Annotated in this window: 19 protein-coding genes; 11 read left to right on the top strand and 8 right to left on the bottom strand. The window is 48.4% G+C overall.

Annotated features, from left to right (window positions below; all coding sequences use genetic code 11):
• Positions 1-115 precede the first annotated feature (115 nt).
• Positions 116-1630 carry a hypothetical protein gene (locus tag BMW71_RS11890; RefSeq protein WP_092174868.1) on the top strand — a complete coding sequence of 505 codons (1515 nt, stop codon included), beginning with the start codon at positions 116-118 and terminating at the stop codon, positions 1628-1630.
• Positions 1631-1681: 51 nt separating this feature from the next.
• Here BMW71_RS11890 and BMW71_RS11885 read toward each other — a convergent pair whose 3' ends face one another.
• From BMW71_RS11885 to BMW71_RS11875, 3 genes are all read right to left on the bottom strand, one after another.
• Positions 1682-3286 carry a SusD/RagB family nutrient-binding outer membrane lipoprotein gene (locus tag BMW71_RS11885; protein ID WP_092174021.1) on the bottom strand — a complete coding sequence of 535 codons (1605 nt, stop codon included), beginning with the start codon at positions 3284-3286 and terminating at the stop codon, positions 1682-1684.
• A gap of 20 nt (positions 3287-3306) precedes the next feature.
• Entirely contained in the window at positions 3307-6531 is a 3225-nt protein-coding gene (locus BMW71_RS11880) for a SusC/RagA family TonB-linked outer membrane protein (protein WP_092174018.1), read from the bottom strand.
• 501 nt (positions 6532-7032) lie between these two features.
• Positions 7033-7650, bottom strand: coding sequence for a DUF6992 family protein (locus BMW71_RS11875; protein WP_177179626.1), 618 nt, complete (start codon positions 7648-7650; stop codon positions 7033-7035).
• Between the two features lie 117 nt (positions 7651-7767).
• Here BMW71_RS11875 and BMW71_RS11870 point away from each other — a divergent pair, with 117 nt between their 5' ends.
• The 5 genes from BMW71_RS11870 (at position 7768) to BMW71_RS11850 (ending at position 11993) form a co-directional block, all read left to right on the top strand.
• Complete coding sequence (locus BMW71_RS11870; protein ID WP_092174013.1) at positions 7768-8451, top strand: YggS family pyridoxal phosphate-dependent enzyme; 684 nt, start codon at positions 7768-7770, stop codon at positions 8449-8451.
• 11 nt (positions 8452-8462) lie between these two features.
• Positions 8463-8846 carry a DUF423 domain-containing protein gene (locus BMW71_RS11865; protein WP_092174011.1) on the top strand — a complete coding sequence of 128 codons (384 nt, stop codon included), beginning with the start codon at positions 8463-8465 and terminating at the stop codon, positions 8844-8846.
• 6 nt (positions 8847-8852) lie between these two features.
• Positions 8853-10142: a D-alanyl-D-alanine carboxypeptidase/D-alanyl-D-alanine-endopeptidase gene (locus BMW71_RS11860; protein ID WP_092174008.1), complete on the top strand. Its 1290-nt coding sequence runs from the start codon at positions 8853-8855 to the stop codon at positions 10140-10142.
• Between the two features lie 8 nt (positions 10143-10150).
• Complete coding sequence (locus BMW71_RS11855; RefSeq protein ID WP_092174006.1) at positions 10151-11197, top strand: S66 peptidase family protein; 1047 nt, start codon at positions 10151-10153, stop codon at positions 11195-11197.
• 106 nt (positions 11198-11303) lie between these two features.
• A complete protein-coding gene (locus tag BMW71_RS11850) occupies positions 11304-11993 on the top strand; it encodes an SGNH/GDSL hydrolase family protein (RefSeq protein WP_177179625.1) in 690 nt (229 codons plus the stop codon).
• A gap of 34 nt (positions 11994-12027) precedes the next feature.
• Here BMW71_RS11850 and BMW71_RS11845 read toward each other — a convergent pair whose 3' ends face one another.
• Entirely contained in the window at positions 12028-12429 is a 402-nt protein-coding gene (locus tag BMW71_RS11845; protein WP_092174001.1) for a DUF1573 domain-containing protein, read from the bottom strand.
• 48 nt (positions 12430-12477) lie between these two features.
• Complete coding sequence (locus BMW71_RS11840; protein ID WP_092174866.1) at positions 12478-13932, bottom strand: ATP-dependent DNA helicase; 1455 nt, start codon at positions 13930-13932, stop codon at positions 12478-12480.
• Here BMW71_RS11840 and BMW71_RS11835 point away from each other — a divergent pair.
• Genes BMW71_RS11835 through coaD form a run of 4 tightly spaced genes read left to right on the top strand, consistent with a single transcriptional unit; the run spans position 13922 to position 16368 of the window.
• Positions 13922-14425 (top strand): NUDIX domain-containing protein, encoded by a 504-nt coding sequence (locus BMW71_RS11835; protein WP_092173998.1) that lies wholly within the window; start codon positions 13922-13924, stop codon positions 14423-14425. The two genes, BMW71_RS11840 and BMW71_RS11835, sit on opposite strands and share 11 nt — an antisense overlap.
• A 58-nt stretch (positions 14426-14483) precedes the next feature.
• Complete coding sequence (locus BMW71_RS11830) at positions 14484-15065, top strand: hypothetical protein (RefSeq protein WP_092173995.1); 582 nt, start codon at positions 14484-14486, stop codon at positions 15063-15065.
• 2 nt (positions 15066-15067) lie between these two features.
• Positions 15068-15907 (top strand): DUF3822 family protein, encoded by an 840-nt coding sequence (locus BMW71_RS11825; RefSeq protein ID WP_161993911.1) that lies wholly within the window; start codon positions 15068-15070, stop codon positions 15905-15907.
• A 5-nt stretch (positions 15908-15912) separates the two neighbouring features.
• Entirely contained in the window at positions 15913-16368 is a 456-nt protein-coding gene (gene coaD, locus BMW71_RS11820) for a pantetheine-phosphate adenylyltransferase (protein WP_092173990.1), read from the top strand.
• Here the strand turns inward: coaD and BMW71_RS11815 are convergent.
• Positions 16356-17045, bottom strand: coding sequence for an NUDIX hydrolase (locus tag BMW71_RS11815; RefSeq protein ID WP_092174863.1), 690 nt, complete (start codon positions 17043-17045; stop codon positions 16356-16358). The genes coaD and BMW71_RS11815 overlap by 13 nt on opposite strands.
• 83 nt (positions 17046-17128) lie before the next feature.
• On the opposite strand from BMW71_RS11815, the gene pyrE reads away from it, so the two are divergent.
• Positions 17129-17773: an orotate phosphoribosyltransferase gene (pyrE, locus tag BMW71_RS11810; RefSeq protein WP_092173987.1), complete on the top strand. Its 645-nt coding sequence runs from the start codon at positions 17129-17131 to the stop codon at positions 17771-17773.
• 83 nt (positions 17774-17856) lie between these two features.
• Here pyrE and BMW71_RS11805 read toward each other — a convergent pair whose 3' ends face one another.
• Together BMW71_RS11805 and BMW71_RS11800 are read right to left on the bottom strand one after the other, a co-directional pair.
• Positions 17857-18645: a TIGR02757 family protein gene (locus BMW71_RS11805; RefSeq protein ID WP_092173985.1), complete on the bottom strand. Its 789-nt coding sequence runs from the start codon at positions 18643-18645 to the stop codon at positions 17857-17859.
• Positions 18645-19199, bottom strand: coding sequence for a hypothetical protein (locus BMW71_RS11800; RefSeq protein ID WP_092173982.1), 555 nt, complete (start codon positions 19197-19199; stop codon positions 18645-18647). The genes BMW71_RS11805 and BMW71_RS11800 overlap by 1 nt, the downstream gene beginning before the upstream one ends.
• Positions 19200-19241: the final 42 nt, after the last annotated feature.

Genomic DNA, 19241 nt, shown 5'->3' with positions numbered 1-19241 from the left:
ATTCCCTGTCATTGAAACGGGGATACCTACTCCCATTTGATTTGCCTTTCGGATTACTAATTTTTTCCCAATAATAAGTATATTGGACGAAATTGAAAGCACAACTGAGAATTTGATGCAAAGAATCCGTCTATTTTACAGGAAGCGCCGCTGGCTTACCTGGGGCCTGGCGCTACTCTTGCTTGCCTGCCAGAAAAAAGAAAAAAGCGAACTGGTTTGGGATGCAAACTTTCCCGTGATCGGGTCCCAATCTTCACCGCGGGCGGTGGATTTGAACAAAGACGGTACCCTGGATTTGGTCATGGGGGCAGGTAAAAACGAGTTTGAAGACAGTGCTTACGGTGTATTGGCGATTGATGGAGTAACTGGGGAGCTTATCTGGAACCATCCCGCCATGGATCAGGTGTATGGGTCCGCATCGTTTCAAGACATAAATGGGGACGGTTTCCCGGACGTATTCATCGGAGGCCGTGGCCCCTACTTCAAAGGAATCGATGGCCAATCGGGAGAGCTGTTGTGGGAATACGACACGCTCGGATACACCAATCATCCCGTTTTGCGGCATGCCCGTTTCAATTTCAACAATAGCGTCTGGATACCCGATCAAAACAATGACGGACTAAAGGATCTGCTGGTCAGTAATGGTGGAAATGCCAAAGCCGCCCCTTACGAAACGACGGATCGTTTTCCGGGTGTTTTGATGGTACTGGATCCGGTAAATGGAGAGGTATTGGCAGCTGATACGATGCCTGACGGAAACGAGACCTACCTTTCTCCGATTTTGCTCCCGGCCGAGGGCAAGATGGGAGACCGGGTGGTTTTTGGGAGCGGAGGAGAAACCATCTCGGGAAGCCTCTTCCTGGCTGAACTAACAGACCTAATGAATAACGACCTGTCCTCCGCCATACGGCTGGTTACGGAAAACGGCCACGGATTTATCGCTTCTCCGGTAGCGGCCGACCTGGATCAGGACGGTACCCTTGACCTGGTCGTCATTTCCCATGGCAGTTCGGTGTTTGCCATTTCCGGAAAAACACTGGAAATACTTTGGCAACAGACCATTCCAGGTACAGAATGTAGCAATAGTTTTGCGGTAGGAAACTTCACAGACGACGACATACCCGATTTTTTTACCTTTGTTAGTAAAGGCGTTTGGCCGGAAAATACCGGATCCGTGCAGATTTTGCTGGACGGGAAAAGTGGAGAGATCGCTCACCAACGGGAACTGGGATGTACGGGCTTTTCTTCTCCCATTGCCTACGACCTAAACAAAGATGGCTTCGACGAGGTAATCTTTAGTATCAACAGTTACGACTGCCAGCGGGCTATTGACGACGAATCCGCATTTTTGATCGAGAACAAGTTGCTGCTGATGGACTTTGCTTCCGGAGAAATACACAACCTGGACCAATCGAAAGGATTTAAAAACATTTTTTCCACCCCCTGGATGGGAGACTTGGATGGGGATGGTTTTCTGGACCTGGTACATTGCCAGTATTTTAGCCATTCGGATATCTTATCCTTTTTGGGAATGCGTGTCAAGCGCATAGATCTACCCATTAAAATGCGGAACGAACCACTTTGGGGAAGCATCATGGGCTCGCAAGGGAACGGTATCTACCAAAAATAAGAGACTGCCAGGGCAGCCTCTTATTACTTTTTCCAAAAACCAAACTAGCAATCAATCCGCAGTATCCCACCATACGCGGGTAGTGAAGATATCCGGTAGGGTAGCCCCTGCCTGGAAATTTTCATTGGTGGCTACTTCCGCAGCAGGATACCGTAATTTTCTCATGATTTGTCCCTGCGTAACATTTCCGGGGTAATTGGTGGGAGTCAATACGGGGTAACCCGTTCTTCTCCAGTCAGACCAGGCTTCCCACCAGTTGAAAAACTTGCTCACCCACATTTGTTCCCCGATCATTTCCAGGGCAGGCTTCTCTACGCCGTACGGATGTCTATCCAGGTAAGCGGTTACTTCCGCATCGGATACCTCCAGCGACGCATCAAAGAAGGTATACATCTGCATGGCTTCTTTTACTCCCTGGCTGTAATGCTCCTCGGCTGTACCGGGTATGCCGGATCCAATGCCTCGCTCCAGGGCTTCCGCCTGCAAAAACGCCGACTCTGCGTAATTCATCAACATGTACGGGCTATCCCGCTGAAGCAAAAGGTAATTGATTCGGGAGTAGGTAGATACCTGATCGATCGGACCACCTTCCAGTTCCTCCAAACCGGCTGCATCAAATCCGTTGGGCATTCCTTTCTGTTCTAAAGGATTGGTGTTAAATGGCGTCCAACCTACTGCGGACCAATCTGCTATCCCACCACTCAAAATCATCAATCGAGGATCTACCTCATCGGCCGCTGTAGCACCACCTTTCAGCCAATTGATCAGGGTCTCACTCATGTACGAAGGCTGTCCTCCGTCTCCAGGGAAAAAGGCCCTGGAAATACCATTCTGATTGATCCACAGACTGGGGCCTTCCGACATGGGAACAAATGCATTGTCATCGTTACTTTGCATCACCCCACCCGCAATGGCTTTGGTCACGTACTCGTTTGCCAACTGAGGTGCCACTTCGGACACACGCATCGCCAACCGCAGCATCAGCGAATACCCAAAACGCTTCCATTTGGTAACATCGCCGTCATAAATGATATCTGCCCGGGCAAATCCGTCGTCGGGATTTGACGCACTTATCGCAGCCGTGGCCTCTTCCAACTCCTGCAACAAATGTGGATAAATCTCCGATTGGGGATCGTATTCAGGAAAGAATACCCCATCCATGCCTTGAAGCGCATCGAAGTAAGGGATGTTTCCATAAAAATCCGTTAATCGATGAAAATTCAATACGCGCATGATTCTCGCTGCATTCCGCGTATTGATCTTGTTTCCTTCATCGTATCCTCCCGGACCTGTCTGCCGGATTACCTCGGAAATATTCTTCAAGGCATCTCCATAGAAAAACTCAAAAGGAGCATTGTTTGACTCGAAATTCTCCGTGTATTTATCTCCGGGCGCGATGCCTCCGCCCGCATTTGCCAGGTGCTGAATCAGGTATGCGGACATGCCAATATTCGTCCGCCAATCGATGTATCGATTATCTCCGGAAGACCCTCCGGAAGCCGAACCGAGCTGGGCGGCGGTAAACATAAAGTTTAGGTCTATTTCATCCACTGCCTGCGGATTGACATTCAGATCGTGTAAGTCCTCCGTATCACAAGAAAAGAAGGAAAGACTACCCGCAAGTACCGCCGTTAGAAATTTGTTCCGTATGTTCATAGTATTCATTTCTTTAGTCATTAAAACGTTGCCCTTACATTGAATCCAAACGTCCGGGTCTGCGGCATGCCAAAGTAATCCAGGCCTTGCCCATTTCCGGAAGAATAACCGGATTCAGGATCGATGTTTTCCACATTTTTCCATAAAATGGACAGGTTTCTACCCACAAAAGACAGGTTCAAATTGGTAAATGGAGTTTTGTCCAGGATACTTCTAGGAAAATTGTAACCCAGGGTAACCTGTCGCAACTTGGCGAAAGACCCATCATAAATGAAGAAGTCCTGAACCCTGTTTCCCATCTGATTCCAGTAGTTATTGGCCTCTCCGGGAGAAAGGGTCTTCGAAAAGGATTCGTAAATCGGACTTCCATCGGTAGCCGTTCCGGATTGGATTACGCCGGATACGGTAAGCGGCTCCTCTCCTGCCCTACCCTGTAAGGTCTGCTTATGCAATCCCCACTGCGTAAGACGTACGTTGGTACCAGAGTATAAATCGCCTCCAATTCGGAAATCAACCAGTGCTGAGAGATTAAACCCTTTGAAGGTAATGCTGTTATTGATACCTCCGGTCCAGTCGGGTATTCCGTTTCCAATGACTTCCATCTGATCGGACTGTACGGGTGCGCCATTTTCTTCAAATACGGGCTGTCCGTCAGGCGATCGCTTCTGCACCCAACCTGCCAATACACCAAACGGAAAGCCCGTTCGGTGCTGCACGAATACGGTTCGGGTACGTGGCTCTTCCACATTCAAAATATCACTGCCTTCAATCAGGGAGATAACTTCGTTTCTGTTTCGAGCGATGTTAAACGATACATCCCAATTGAAATCTGAGGTGCGTATCGGTGTACCGGTAAGTAAGATCTCTATACCTCGGTTTTCCATCTCACCCAGATTCACCAGGGTAGACCCAAACCCAGAGGATAGGGAAATCTGGGCATTTAGCTGGTCATCCGTACTTCGCTGCCGGTAATAGGTGAAATCTAATCCCAGTCTGTTTTGGAAAAACCGAACGTCAAACCCGGCTTCAATCTCTGTAGACAACAGCGGTTTCAGAAACCGGTTGGGGATGGTTCCACTTCTACCGCCCGCGGTCGCAAAAGAGGCCATGGCCACCTGATTCCCTCCGTGATCAACCGCAGGAGCGGGTCTCAGTGAATAAACGTTTTGAATTTGATAGGGGCCCACGGTAGAGTTGCCCACACGAGCCCAAGACCCCCTTACTTTACCGAAACTCAACCAGCTGGGAAGCTCATTCATGGCATCAGAGAACACGAAACTACCTCCCACAGAGGGATAGGTAATGTCATTAAATTGTGGGTCCAGAACCGAAAACCAGTCCGTCCGACCGGTAGCTGTCAGGAATAGAAAATTTTTGTAGCTCACCTCAGCCGATCCAAAGACGGAATTGATACCCCATCCCGAATACCCGTAGCCAAAGTTCCGGATCACGGAATTATTAATGGCGTGGAAAAAGGGAACATTGAATCCCTGACCATTCGCCGAAATGTTTTCATCCTCCCTGCGCATGCGGTTGGCACCGACAAAGGCGTTGACGCCGAAGTCGCCAAATTCCCGGTTGTAACCAAGCATGGCTTCCAGGTTGATCTCGTTTACTCGTCGCTCGCTTTCGCTCATGCTACCATTTCGCTGGTACCCCGTACCCTGAGGAGTCAGGGTAGTTCCCCTTCGCGTAAACCAGTCCATACCGGCTCGCCCGGAAAGATACAAATGATCCGTAATGTCGTATCTCAGCGACCCGGAGGTGATGATTCGGTCTCGCGTATCGTTGATGGACAATTGATGCGTGGAAAAATACGGATTTTGCCCCCAGGGGTTATTGGTCATCAGGTATTCTTCCTGCTCAGCAAAACCCCAGGTGCTGAGCAATGCAGGATCCGTTCCTATCGGGATGGTTCCCAGTCGATTGGGATCGCCTTTACCCCATTCCACGTTTACATTGGGAGGAAGGGCAAAAATGGATTGGAATGCGTTGCCCGGCGAGTCGGACAGCCGAGGTCGGTTTTGGGTACGCTCGTTGGAATAAAGCACCTTCGCATCAAAGGTCAGTTTCTTTCCAAATTTTCCGCTGGTAGCAATGGACATGTTTAATCGGTCAAACCCTGCATTAGGAACCACGGATGAACTTCTCATGTCCGTAACATTGAATCGGAAGGTTTGGGTATCGCTGCCGCCAGCCAGGGAAATACTGTTCGTGAAAGCCGTACCGGTCTCGTAAAACCGGTTCCAGTTATCCCCCGCATAGACATAGGGACGCTCTACCCCGTCAAAGTGCATGGCGGTACCCGAACCCAGTCTTTCTCCCCAGGCTTGTGTACCCCAGTCGTAGCCTTGACGAACCGTAGTGGGTCTTACTGCGCTTCCCGTAATCAAATCTCCCTGGTACCGCCCGGAACCAAATTCGGTTTGCAGGTCGGTTTGGTTGTTGATGCGCTCAAATACCACGTTAGAGTTGATCTCTACACCGATCCCTCTCCTGGAGGTACCCCTTTTCGTGGTGATCAGGATCACGCCGTTGGCGGCACGGGAACCGTAAAGAGCGGCAGCACTTGCCCCCTTCAATACGGACATGGTCTCAATGTCATCCGGGTTCACACTGGTCATCCCGTCACCCTGGTCGGCACCTCCCCATACACCCGCCTGTCCAAAATTGGTGTTGTCCATCGGGATACCATCGATCACATACAATGGCTGGTTGCCACCCTGCAAGGAAGTATTACCCCGAATAATCACACGGGAAGAACCTGCAGGTCCGGAAGCCACATTGCTGACATTCACACCGGCAACACGCCCGGCCAATTGATTGGCGATGTTGTTTTCCCGTGCCTGGGTGAATTCCTCTCCCCCCACTTCTGTGATGGAGTACTGAAGCGCACGAACATCTCGTTCGATACCCAGCGCCGTTACGACTACTTCGGACAATTCCGCTGCGTCCTCAGCCAGTGCAATGTTGATTGTACTGCGGTTTCCAACGGTTTCCTCTACCGTCTCAAACCCCAAAAACGAAAAGACGAGAACCGTCTGTTCACCCGGCACATTTAAATTAAAATTGCCATCCACATCCGTTGCTGTTCCGGTGGATGTTCCTTTGATCAGTACCGAAACTCCAGGCAAGGGCATGCCATCTGACTGGTCAGTCACCTTCCCCGAAACGGTTTGTGCCTGAACACTGCTTCCCATTGCAGTTAGCATTGCCAGACATAAAATAAGTAATAGGTTTTTCATAAAAGGATTGTTTTGGATTTACATTCGTTTTATTCGTTTCAAACTTCAGTCGCCCGCCTGTCAATTTTACGCCAGTGGAAATGCACCTATATAAAGCATTCGTTCTTTCTATAACTACATAACTCCTTCGAATCCGCTACCAATCGAAATTTACGAGGTAAATAGACGGATAGGTGAACAGAAAGTGTGAAAACAGCGGGAAATGTAGAATTTTCTAAAGAGAAAAACAACGTAATTGAAGCGTTTTTTTTTTACCAGCTTCCCATCGATTTTTTATATGAACGGTAAATCACTAAAGCAGAAAGGGATTTTCGGGATTCATCTGAGCCGAATCAGGCATCATCCGTGCGAACTGGAACCAACCGATTCTTAGCGAATGTTCCCGCACGGGTTCGCTAAAGAGCCATGGCTGAAATCGAAAAAAAAATACAATCACCTTTCCCTGCAACTTTGAAAAAATGGCCAGGAAAAAATAAGGCAGTTCATCTCGCCTTACTGATCTTAAAAAGGTATCCTCACACCCAACCCGGTTGCTCCTGCGTCAATATTTTCCACCCAGGGCCGGAATTTTTTTCCGTTGTTATTTTGTAGGGTGTACAGGATTCCGTCAAACACCAACAAAAAGGCTCCCTGCAAAACCAGGGAATTTCCGAAACCTGACAAACGGGGATCCTGCAGGCGCTTCCCTCTTTCCTTGAGGTAAAACCCACCGGTCATGTATCCCAGATCCAATGCGGCGTTCACCAACAAAATCTTTTCTGATCGCTGTTGTGCCCTCATGCTTTGCCATAGCCCGGATTCGGTTCGTTTTCTGGTTGCAGAAAGGTAGCCCAAACCGGCAATGGCCAGGTTTACGGAATTCCAATACAGATTCATCTGATGAAAGCTTTTTTCCTTCCCTTCACTTCGGGCAGCGCCGATGCCTCCCCAAAGCATGTTTCCTACCGCCCAACTCCCCAGCACGAGCATACCCCGGCTCTCCAGTTTCTTTCTGTTTTCGTTTATTTCGTTTACCGGAACCCGTTCCTGGCCTTTGCAGACCAAGGCGGATACCATGCCTCCCAGAAGAAGGACGATTTTCCACTTTATGTATCCCAATTTGTTCGTTAGTATAGCCATCTGTCCGAAGTCAATCAGTACTAATTTTCTGTATCCGTGCAGCCGGATCGGTAAAATGTGTGTTTTTACCAATATACCCATATCTTTGTTGCGAAACAAAAACTGTTTGCTTCGCCAATGGAAAATGCCAACATCGCCACTAATTTAACTACCATCACCCGGTCCTTTGCTAACCCCGACTGCTTATTGGTCGCGGTCAGCAAAACCAAGCCAATTTCTGCCATACAGGAGGCCTACGCCGCCGGAATTCGCGATTTTGGTGAGAACAAAGTACAAGAGATGACCGAAAAGGAGGCCCTATTGCCAAAAGATATCCGCTGGCACATGATTGGCCACCTGCAGCGGAATAAAGTAAAATACATCGCCTCCTTTGTCCACCTGATACACAGCGTCGATTCCCTTCGCCTGCTCAAACAAATCAATAAAGAAGGGCAGAAAGTAAACCGGGCGATCCCCTGTCTGCTCCAGGTGCACATCGCTAGCGAAGAGAGTAAATTTGGCTGGGACGAGGCCGAATTGACGGCATTTCTATTTGGTACCGAAATCGAGGAATTGCAGCACATTCAAATCCTTGGATTGATGGGCATGGCTACCAACACGCCGGATACGGAAAAAATACGTGCCGAATTTCGGGGGCTGAAAGCACTCTTTGAACAAATCAAACGGGCGGAGCTACCGACACAGGTTCAGATGAAGGAGCTATCCATGGGCATGAGTGGCGATTACCGAATCGCCCAGGAGGAAGGCAGTACCATGGTACGCATCGGAAGTGCCGTATTTGGAGCCCGTACCTATACCTAAATTACTCCACCATGACGACAAAATCAATGCTGCAAGTTGCCGCCATTTCCGGAGCCCTGGCAGTTATTTTCGGAGCCTTCGGCGCACATGCCCTGGAACCCCTGCTGACTGAAACGGGCCGGCTGGACACCTACCAAACGGCAGTCAGCTATCACTTTTACCATAGCCTTGCGCTCTTGCTCGTGGGAATCTTGTATCAGAACAATCCCCAGATGGCGCGACTTAAGTTGAGTGCCTGGTTCTTTTTGGTAGGTATCCTTGTTTTTTCTGGCAGCCTGTACCTGCTCTGCTTAAGCCAACTTACCTGGCTGGGCGCCATCACGCCACTAGGAGGAGTGGGGTTTATCGCTGGTTGGGTATTCCTATTCCTTAGTTTTTTAAAAGGGAATCAATAGCTGATCATGCAGAAAACCGCACTTCTTGGATTTGTTTTCGTCTGTTTTTTTTGGTTTAGCACTTCTGCTCAGGACGCAAAATCCGCCTATTTAGGATTGGACGAGCTACTTGGGGAAGGTTCGTTTTTTGACAATCACCTCACCGGCTTCATGCTCTACGACCTGGACAGCCAACTGGTCCGGTACGACAAAAACAGCCACCTGTACTTCATTCCTGCCTCCACCACCAAATTGTTTACCTTTTTCGGTTCACTTATGGTGCTGGGCGACAGCACCACCTTCCTACGTTTTATTCTGAAAGACGATAAACCCATCGTTTGGGGTACCGGAGATCCCTCCTGGAAATACCCGCCGCTTCCTTCTCCAAAACTTAAGGCCTTTCTGGCAAGCTACGACACCCTGTATTTCTCGGACAGTAACTGGAAAGACGAGCCATTCGGATATGGCTGGCAATGGGATGATTACAACCAATCCTACTCAGCGGAGCGCTCGCCCTTGCCTTTGTTTGGCAATTTGGCCAAAGGCAGCAACGTGAATAACCGGCCTGTCATCAGTCCGCCGGGATTTAGCATTGCTACTTCGCAAAAGCCGCTAAGAAATTTACAACGGGATTGGCACAGCAACCTTTTTTACTACAATCCACGAACCTATAATGGCCGGGATGTTCGGGTCCCGTTTATCACCTCGCCGGAAACCTTCGCTGATCTGGCTACCAACGACTGGGGCGTGCAGGTACTTCTATCCGATGAAAAACTTCCCCCGGACCATTTCGTTTTAAAAGGCATTCCCACGCAGGCGTTGTACAAAGAGATGCTGCTGGAAAGTGACAACTTCATTGCCGAACAGCTGCTGCTTCAGATTTCAGACGAGGTGTTTCGGGAGTTATCCAGTGAAAAAGCCATCGAGTATATCAAAGAAACCTACCTGTACGATTTGCCGGACGATCCACAATGGGTGGACGGTTCGGGATTGTCCCGGCACAATCTCTTTACCCCCCGGACCATGGTCTCCCTGTTGGAAAAAATCTATCGGTTGTTTCCCGACGAAGAACTGTTTCGCTTATTGCCTACGGGGGGCAGAACCGGCACACTGAAATACAACTACAGTGCATCGGTACCCTATGTCATGGCCAAAACCGGAACGATCAGCAACAACCACAGCCTCGTGGGCTTTCTTAAAACCCGCGGCGGAAAAGTCTACGCATTTGCCTTTATGAACAACAATTACCCGGACAAATCGTCGGCTGTTCGCAATGAAATAGAAAAAGTTTTGCTTTATATACGGGATAATTTCTAAATTCTGCCATGAAAAAAAGAACCTTTATCAAGACCCTGAGCCTGGGATTGGGAATGGGGACCGTAGCGGGATTTCCCGCAAGCGCCGCCCGCCTTGCGCCCCCAAAGAAACTACTTCCCAAACGGCTGCAGCCCGGTGATCGGGTGGGTTTGATCAGTCCTTCCGCCGCTACTGCGGATCGGATGGAATTCACCTATGCCAGGGAGGCCATGGAAGCGCTTGGGCTTTCTGTAAAAGAGGGAAAATACCTGTCCAGTCGACGGGGGCATCTGGCGGGCAGCGATGCGGAAAGGGCCGAAGATCTCAATGAAATGTTTGGTGATAAACGCATCAAAGCCGTGGTCTGTATTCGGGGGGGGTCTGGAGCCGCCCGAATCTTGCCCCTGATCGACTACGAACTGATCCGGAAAAACCCCAAACCCATCCTTGGCTACAGCGATATCACGGCACTGCACAATGCAATTCACGCACAGACGGGTCTGGTCACATTTCATGGCCCGAATGGATCCGGCAGCTGGAATCCATTCAACGCAAATCAATTTCGGTCGGTTTTTTTCGGAAAAGAAAACCGCCTCACCTATAGAAACGAGGTCGAGGAGACGGAGGATCTGGTGGTGAAAAAAAATCGCATCCGAACCATTTACCCGGGAAAAGCGAGCGGAGATCTGGTAGGCGGAAACCTGACGGTCCTTACAGCCCTTGCCGGCTCGCCCTACTTGCCCGATTTTAAAAATAAACTACTGTTTTTGGAAGATATCGGGGAGGAACCCTACCGAATCGACCGAATGATGAGTACACTGATGCTAATGGGTGTATTGAAGGAAATAAAGGGATTTGTTTTTGGGCAATGCACCGATTGTGACCCTAGCGGTGGCTATGGCAATCTCACGATAGACCAGATACTCGACGATTACTTGCTGCCCCTCAGAATCCCCGCCTACCGGGGAGCCATGATCGGCCATGTACCCAAACAATTTCTCTTGCCGTTTGGGGCAAAGGTGACGCTGGATGCGGATGCCGGCACCTTGGAAACAGATGAAGCGATTTTCCAATAAAAATAGCCGATTTGGGATAGTTCCGGCCTTTTTCCTGCGACGTTTTCTCGTAGTTGCCGGCGGGTGCGGTTTGTTTGCCTCCTGCCTGAATCAAGATCCAATGCCAATGAATGCACATCAACCTGGTCCTTCCAATGTTCCCAGTAATCAAAAAATCCGCTACCTGGCTCTGGGAGACAGTTATACGATCGGTGAGGGAGAAAAACGGGCACATACCTACCCGGAACAAGTTGTCCAGATATTAACCGGAGAAGGATGGCTTTTTGCACCACCCAGAATACTGGCCAAAACAGGCTGGACCACAGGGGAATTGCTTCAGGCTACGAACGAACAACGCATGATAGAGGAGCGTTTTGATGCAATCAGTTTGCTGATTGGTGTAAACAATCAATACCGGGGCCAACCTTTTCATCAATTTGAGGAAGAGTTCAACGCCTTGATCGACCTGTGTCTGGTAATGGTCAACGGTGCCGGTCAGCGGCTGATTCTCCTGTCGATTCCTGACTGGGGCGTCACCCCTTTTGGGCAAAACGGGCCCCAGAGCGTCGACCAAATCGCTTTGGAAATCGATTCCTACAATGCGTTTATACAGGAAACTGCTTCCAGGCGGGGACTTCCATTTGTAGAAATTACGACTAATTATCGGAGCATCGGCGGCCTTCCGGAAAACCTGGTGGCGGACGGCTTGCACCCCAGTCGCTACATTTACTCGGACTGGGCCAGGGCGCTGAGCCGCATCATGAAAACCGGACTACAGCAGCATCTGCCAAAAACGACAAAACCTGACGAAAACTAATCGCCAGGTTTCGTTCCAATGCAAAACGCTGCGTCTACCTGGTTCCCTTAGGCAGCACGTTTGAGATCATCGACACTTTTTCTATGGGCGCACTCGCATTGGAATAAATCCGTACCACGCTGTTTTGCTTTCCCATTTTTCCGGCCGAATTGAAGGAAACCTTGATTTCCCCTTTTTTCCCAGGGGCAATTGGTTCTTTTGGCCAGCTTGGAACGGTGCAGCCACAGGTCGCGGCTACGTTGGATATGATCAACGGGGCATTACCCGTGTTTTCAAACGTGAATACGTTTTCTACCTTATCTCCCTGCGTGATGTCTCCAAAATCTTTGGAAGATTCTTCGAAGGTAATCACCGGACCATCTGCTGTTTTTTCCTGCGCCCATGCAAGGCCTGCACTAAATACGATCGTCAATACAAGTGTTGCCAGTCTTTTCATAGCTGTTTATGTTTGTTTACTTAGTCAATTCAATTTCACTGTGTGTAGTTAACGGAAAAATTGGACGTGAAAGTTCACCAGATACAATTCTTTCCGCGCCCGGGTAATAGCCGTGTATAGCCACCTTAGGTAATTCTTATCAACCTGCTCTTCTTTCAAAAAGCCCTGGTCGACAAAGACCGCGTCCCATTGTCCCCCTTGCGATTTGTGACAGGTCAGCGTATAGGCAAACTTCACCTGTAGCGCATTTAGGTAGGGATCCTTTTTTATTGCTTCCCTTACCTGGGACTTGCTGGGTAAATCCATGTAATCCTCTGTTACCAACTGGTACAACTTTTTCCAAGCTTCGTACCCCAGGGCCGGTACTTCCGTATGCAGGGTGTCCAACATCACCTTTGCCTCAAAGGGCACCTCGTCCGGATAATCGATCAGCCGCAATTCGAGTGTAGCAAACCTCAGGCCATACATTTCTTCAAAAGAACGAATTTTCAGGATTTCCACAAAATCACCGTTTGCAAGAAAACTCACCTTATCCGAAGCTTCCATATAGGTATAATTATTTTTCACGATCATCAGCCGGTCCCCTGCACTTAATTCGTCTTCGAAATAGAAAATGGAGTTTCGAATGTAACGGTTGTATTGAACGGCCGCCTTGTTGGATCGAGTGATGATCATGGTATGATCCAGTCCAAACTTGTCGTAGGCATACCGTAGCCCGTCTTCCAGCCGCTCTCCAGTCATCCGGAATATATCCTTAAAACCCCGGGTGTGAAAAGAAATCGTTGGAACCTTGGCTGCCACTTGTTCGCGCAAGGCCGTGGCATTTTGTAAGATGCCGGAATGCAACTCCTGTCGGGTCACCTCTGCCAAACCGGCTTCCTGCACGTGCAGGTTATGCCGCCGTATAAGGTACTCTTTGTCCAGCGCGGGACTGTCTTCGCTCCCCACCGGGGGAAGCTGTGCCAGGTCTCCAATCAGCATTAGTCGGTTTTCTGAATTTTGAAAAACGAAGTGGATCAAATCGGCAAGCAGCGAATTGCCGGTGGACCGGTCGTCCGAAAGCATGGAAGCCTCATCCACGATAAAAACAGACCGTTGGAAATAGTTTTTCTGAATATCAAACCCATACAAGCCATCTCCGGATTTTTCCTTGGGCCGGTAAATGATCTTATGGATGGTATACCCTGTTTTTTCGGCATAGGCACTCATCACTTTGGCTGCTCTGCCGGTGGGAGCCAACATCACGGGCCTGAGCCCCAGGCCTGGTAATGCCCGAACCAGCGCCGCCAGTACCGAGGTTTTTCCCGTTCCTGCAAAACCTTTGAGAACAAAAGTCGTCCCAGCTGAGTCCTTGGAAAGAAACCCATTCATCGCTTCAAAAAAAATCTGCTGATCAGCCGTAGGCTCATGCGGGAAAAATTTTCGTATGGCTTCGGAGGGCTTTGGTACCACTTGGCTATCTTTACGGATGGAAGACGAAACTAAAGGATAAATGCCTAACATAAAAAAAGATATCGCGGATAATTTTGGGAATCGGCTTCGAACCCGGGTAAACGGGCTTTTGATCCAAGAAGACAAACTTCTGATGATCAAACACCGGATGGGTGAAAACAGCCACTTTTGGAATGTGCCCGGCGGAGGCATGAATTACGGACAGAATGCCCGGGACAATCTTCGGCGGGAATTTCTGGAAGAAACCGGACTGCACATCGAAGTAGGACCTTATTTGTTCGTTCACGAATTGCTGGCACCACCCCTTCATGCGGTCGAGCTTTTTTTCGAAGTGCAGCAGGTAGGCGGGCAACTACTCCTGGGAAAAGATCCGGAGCTTGGGGACGAACAGCAGTTGATCGAGGAAATCCGTTTTTTGAACCTGGATGAAATCAAAACGATACCCGCTTCCGAGAAACATGCGGTATTTCGAGGAATTAATTCCCTCAATGATGTAAGAATATGGAAAGGATATTTTAATTTTGAAAATAATTCCATAAAATAGCATTCTAAAACAAACCATCAATCCTTTATAAATTTAATTACGCTTTAAAAATATTGACATGACATTGAGCAAGATTTTATCGATTGTATTTCTACTTGGGGCCCTTGGCCTCGGATACAGACTGTACCTGGGTGTGGACGAAGTAGTAGAAGAAGAGAAAATGCTCCAGCGGACAGAGGCCCGGATCATTGAAAAACTTGAAATGTTAAGAGATGCTCAAATTGCCTATATCGGTACTAACGGAGAGTATGCATCCAGTTGGGATGAACTGAAAGAGTTTATTGAAGATGGACAAATATACATTGTCCAGCGAACGGAGACAACCGAACTATTGGAGTACGGAAAGGAAGAAACCACCGTCACCATCGATACACTTGGCTCGGTAGGCGTACAGGATTCCCTTTTTAACGAAACCAAGTATCCGGATTTTAACCTGGATTTACTGAACGTCGTTCCAGGATCTGGCGGAAAAACCTTTGAGTTTTTTGCGGATAAAATTGAGCGGAGCAACCGCGAACTCGCCGTCTTTGAAATTCGAGACCCGGCACCAATCAATCCGGAACGAAGAAGAAATAACAACGAGAAAGCGTTGAGGGTAGGTTCCAGAACGGATTCCTCTACCTCGGGTAACTGGGAATAATCTTGGGTACGGAAGCGCATCATATCCAACGAAAGTTTAGAAGCGATAAATTTGATAGCGACGACATATCAAGTTTATCGCTTTTCTTATACGAAAGCCTTCTGGTCGTTATTTCCCACAACAAAGCGGATGAGGCTATATCTGCTGTAAACCTGTACACCTTACAGGAGGAGGCTGATCTCGAGGAACTAATTGGCACAGACGATTTGATCAATGCGCCAAACACCAGCGGTAAGTTATACAACCACCACCAGGGGTTTACCTTAGTTCCGGGATTGGTGTTTAACCCAGCCCACAGTCAGACGTACCTGAGTTTCGCAACGGAAGTGGATCCTCTACAACAGGAAATCACCTATACCGGAGTAGGAAACAATACCATCCAGGTGCTGGGAACCGTAGCGCGTACGCTGCTTGATTCGCTGGACAGCAAGCTTCCTGAATTGGAAATAGCCCATGGGGCAGCGCATGTGTTGGATTTTTTTCTAAGCCATGCCAAAGATCTGCTGCATCAGGAAATCTTTATCCATACTGCCCCGAACAGCATGTATATCGCTGGGTTTAAAGGAGGGGAATTGATGGTATTTAACCGCTTCCTTATCCAGGACGAAACGGCCTTGTTGCGCTATATATTCACCGTATTGCAGGAATTGGCTTTTGACCAGGCACATTGCCGGATAAGTTTTTACGGAAACCTGGACTGGGTGCACTCTTCCCTGGAAAACCTCCAGAAATTTTTCAAAAATATCCATACCCCCGCGCCTACACAAAAAATCACCTATCAAAAAGGGGCGGAAGCCTTTAAAAACACCTTGCTTCTAGAAGCTTACTGGCGACAACACTAAATCTAATGAAAAAAACAGCCCTCTTTCCAGGCTCTTTTGACCCCTATACCAAGGGGCACCATGACATCGTCATGCGAGGATTAAACCTATTTGATGAAATCATCATTGCTATTGGACACAACACGACAAAAAAAAGCCGTTACTTTGATATCGATCTGATGGTGAAAAAGATTGAAGGCGTCTACCTGGATATCCCGGCGGTCCGGGTGGTGGTATACAACGAACTTACCTCCTCGCTTGCGAAAGCTCAATGTGCCCAATACCTATTACGGGGACTTCGAAATACCACGGATTTTGAATACGAAAATACCATCAGCCAGATGAACCGATACCTAAACGAGGAATTGGAAACAGTCTTTTTGATCACTTCACCTGAATATGCATCCATAAGCTCTACCATTATCCGGGAAGTACACCGGTACGGTGGAAATGTGGATAAATTTCTTCCCTACGAAGTTTGATAGATACCCGGGTGCAGGCGTAAAAACTGCTTGTACAAATACCGCATGGAGGGATAAGAATTCACCAGCGCAACCTTGGCTTCCTGGTGGTTCATCCACTTGATGTCCACGATCCCCTCTTCTACTTGAGGCTTCATCCTGGAATCATCCAAACAGGCCATGCTGTACCAGTATGTCTTTTTTAGTATACTCTTCTGATTTTGAGTATAGGTATGCCAGGTTTTACATATGGGCCCGCTCAGTTTAACGCGAATGTTGCATTCTTCTGCTACTTCCCGGAGGGCACAGGCCTCCGGGGATTCCTTCTTTTCGAATTTTCCTTTCGGTAGATCCCATTTCCCCAAGCGGTGAATAAAAAGCACTTTGTCTTCTGAGGTCACCACACCACCAGCAGCCTTGATGATCAAAAAACGGCTTTTAATAAACTTCTTCAATGCTTTTTTTTCGTTGGTTACCAAGGTGACGCTATCCAGGTGCTTTAATTTCCGGGTGCGCATGAGAAACAATAGCTGTACAATGATGTCTGTGGAAGGATCCTTTATTAACACATCGTCGTGAAAGTCCGCGGTAGCTGGCAATTCCGAGGGATTAACGTACACGCATTCGAACGTCTTCTTCGGTAAAAATTCCGAAGCGGCGACCAAATCCAAGGGTTTATCATTAATAAAAATCTTCATAATCCAGGCTAGTTTTTCCAAAAATGCATTTTTTTTCCAGCCCTCACAACCCTGTATACGCATTATTTGGTTAATTTTAACGCATGGAAATCTATGACACGAGTACCGCTTCCCTTATTGCCAAAAAGCTTCTGGAAATAAAAGCCATCAAACTTTCTCCCAAACAACCGTTTACCTGGGCATCCGGATGGAAATCCCCCATCTATTGTGATAACCGACTATCCCTTTCCTACCCCTCCGTCCGACAACTTATTCTTGAAAAGCTCATCAAAGCTATTCAAACACATTTCCTGAACATCGAGGCTGTAGCCGGGGTGGCCACCGCAGGTATTCCTCAAGGTGTATTGATTGCCGACAAACTGGATATCCCCTTCCTTTACGTTCGGTCAAAAGCCAAAGGACACGGCATGGAAAATCGGATCGAAGGAAAAATAAGCCCGGGACAGAAAGTGGTCGTGGTGGAAGATTTGATTTCCACCGGAGGCAGTTCACTCAAAGCGGTAAGTGACCTACGCGACGCCGGATTTGATGTGCTGGGAATGGTGGCAATTTTCACCTACGGATTTCCCCTGGCTGACCAAAATTTTGCAAACGAACACGTAAAGCTGGTGTGTTTGTCGGATTACGCATCCCTGCTACCTCAGGCACTGGAACAAGGCTATATCTCCAACGAGGACATGGCTGCATTGAACAGTTGGAGAAAAGAACCTGCTTCCTGGCAACCCTGACCTGAGCCCGGCACCCCCCCATGATTCTTTAGTCCACGCGAAGCGCCCGTTCCAAAATCCCCGTCAATCCCTTTCCCTACCCACTAGCGGACGGGGCCCGAACCTAGTTTCTCCACCACGCCCAAACCGAACAGGGCAAAGTCGTATTTGACCGGGTCCATTGGGTCATACATTCTCAATTGCCGGGTTAATTCCATGGCGGTCAGCCAATCGGTTTGCTTCCGCTGTATCAGGCCCAGCATGCGCCCTACCCGATCCACGTGTAAATCACAGGGACAGACGAGCTGTGAAGGAGAAAGCACCTTCCAAAGGCCAAAATCAACCCCACAATCATCCGTTCTCACCATCCAACGCAAAAACATATTGATGCGTTTGCAAGCGGCTTTTCGGGCTGGCGTGGCGATGTGCTTGCGGGTTCGTGAAGGCGCGTGGGGCGCGTCAAAAAAATAGGAGTGAAAATTTATCAATAAGCGTTCCATGATGTCCTGTTCCGCTGTCCAACCACGGGTAAAGGCCGCTTCCAGGCTATCATGTTCCCGGTAAAAGCGGGACAAAAAGTCGATGAAATACAAGGTGTCCACGTCGTTGAAGGTGCGGTGCTTGAAGGTTAAAAAAGGCTTGAGATCGGCAGAAGAATGGCCCAGAAGAAACTCGTGCGGACTATTGTCCATCCGTTCCATCAGTTCCAGACTCTTTTTGATGATGGTTTTCCGCTGTCCCCAGGCCAATATGGCCGCAAAAAAACCCGAAATCTCGATATCCTGCTTTTTACGAAACCGATGAGGAACGGAAATCGGATCCTCAGAAATAAATTCCGGGCGGTTGTAACGTTCGACCATTTCCTCCAGGTACTCCTTTAATCCTTGCTCCATCAGGCGATGGCTACTTTGACTTCCCCACCCTGGGTGCCATCAAACCACTTGAGACATAAAAAATCATCCTGCTTTTCGGAAAGATGCCAATCAAAGCACCGGATATGCGCCAATTTGGTCAATTTGTCATCATCCGGCTGGTACAGGCAGATATCAAAATCCGGTATTTGAGCAATGTCGGTCGTGTTCCATTTTTCCAGCAACAAACCCTCCTGAATCACCTTCACCTTTTTTCCGAAAATCAGGTCGTCGATTACCGAGGGTATCCCGTCTTTTCGTCTAAGTCGGTAGCATTCCGGCCCAAAAATAATCTGTTTGTAAAGTTTCCCTTCCAGAACATCCGAATCTTCGGACAGCATCGTCCAGTCGGATTCTTTTTTTACTGCCGGAGAAGACCGACTAAATCTCGCTAGAAATGAAGAGATAAACGAAAAGAAGTAAGTGACACCAATGAATAGTAAGCCAAAAGTTGCCAGAACCGGATAGGTCAACACAAAGATTGCATTCCAGATAAACTTAAAAAACCGGTGGAAGAATTGTTCAAATGTGTTCATGAGCTACCCAATACGCCTTCAAAACTACGAGAAATCGGCCAA

Origin of the sequence: Cyclobacterium xiamenense, from assembly GCF_900109255.1 — a bacterium.
GTDB classification, from domain to species: domain Bacteria; phylum Bacteroidota; class Bacteroidia; order Cytophagales; family Cyclobacteriaceae; genus Cyclobacterium; species Cyclobacterium xiamenense.
This window is presented reverse-complemented; position numbering and strand designations above follow the sequence as displayed.

Excerpts from the sequence above, each read along its gene's own strand:
- BMW71_RS11875 (WP_177179626.1), bottom strand. The coding sequence starts at position 7,650 with ATGGCTATACTAACGAACAAATTGGGATACATAAAGTGGAAAATCGTC.
- BMW71_RS11805 (WP_092173985.1), bottom strand. The coding sequence starts at position 18,645 with ATGGAGCAAGGATTAAAGGAGTACCTGGAGGAAATGGTCGAACGTTAC.
- coaD (WP_092173990.1), top strand. The coding sequence starts at position 15,913 with ATGAAAAAAACAGCCCTCTTTCCAGGCTCTTTTGACCCCTATACCAAG.
- BMW71_RS11830 (WP_092173995.1), top strand. The coding sequence starts at position 14,484 with ATGACATTGAGCAAGATTTTATCGATTGTATTTCTACTTGGGGCCCTT.
- BMW71_RS11845 (WP_092174001.1), bottom strand. The coding sequence starts at position 12,429 with ATGAAAAGACTGGCAACACTTGTATTGACGATCGTATTTAGTGCAGGC.
- BMW71_RS11840 (WP_092174866.1), bottom strand. The coding sequence starts at position 13,932 with ATGTTAGGCATTTATCCTTTAGTTTCGTCTTCCATCCGTAAAGATAGC.
- BMW71_RS11880 (WP_092174018.1), bottom strand. The coding sequence starts at position 6,531 with ATGAAAAACCTATTACTTATTTTATGTCTGGCAATGCTAACTGCAATG.
- BMW71_RS11865 (WP_092174011.1), top strand. The coding sequence starts at position 8,463 with ATGACGACAAAATCAATGCTGCAAGTTGCCGCCATTTCCGGAGCCCTG.
- BMW71_RS11835 (WP_092173998.1), top strand. The coding sequence starts at position 13,922 with ATGCCTAACATAAAAAAAGATATCGCGGATAATTTTGGGAATCGGCTT.
- BMW71_RS11800 (WP_092173982.1), bottom strand. The coding sequence starts at position 19,199 with ATGAACACATTTGAACAATTCTTCCACCGGTTTTTTAAGTTTATCTGG.
- pyrE (WP_092173987.1), top strand. The coding sequence starts at position 17,129 with ATGGAAATCTATGACACGAGTACCGCTTCCCTTATTGCCAAAAAGCTT.
- BMW71_RS11870 (WP_092174013.1), top strand. The coding sequence starts at position 7,768 with ATGGAAAATGCCAACATCGCCACTAATTTAACTACCATCACCCGGTCC.
- BMW71_RS11850 (WP_177179625.1), top strand. The coding sequence starts at position 11,304 with ATGAATGCACATCAACCTGGTCCTTCCAATGTTCCCAGTAATCAAAAA.
- BMW71_RS11815 (WP_092174863.1), bottom strand. The coding sequence starts at position 17,045 with ATGAAGATTTTTATTAATGATAAACCCTTGGATTTGGTCGCCGCTTCG.
- BMW71_RS11890 (WP_092174868.1), top strand. The coding sequence starts at position 116 with ATGCAAAGAATCCGTCTATTTTACAGGAAGCGCCGCTGGCTTACCTGG.
- BMW71_RS11885 (WP_092174021.1), bottom strand. The coding sequence starts at position 3,286 with ATGAACATACGGAACAAATTTCTAACGGCGGTACTTGCGGGTAGTCTT.
- BMW71_RS11860 (WP_092174008.1), top strand. The coding sequence starts at position 8,853 with ATGCAGAAAACCGCACTTCTTGGATTTGTTTTCGTCTGTTTTTTTTGG.
- BMW71_RS11855 (WP_092174006.1), top strand. The coding sequence starts at position 10,151 with ATGAAAAAAAGAACCTTTATCAAGACCCTGAGCCTGGGATTGGGAATG.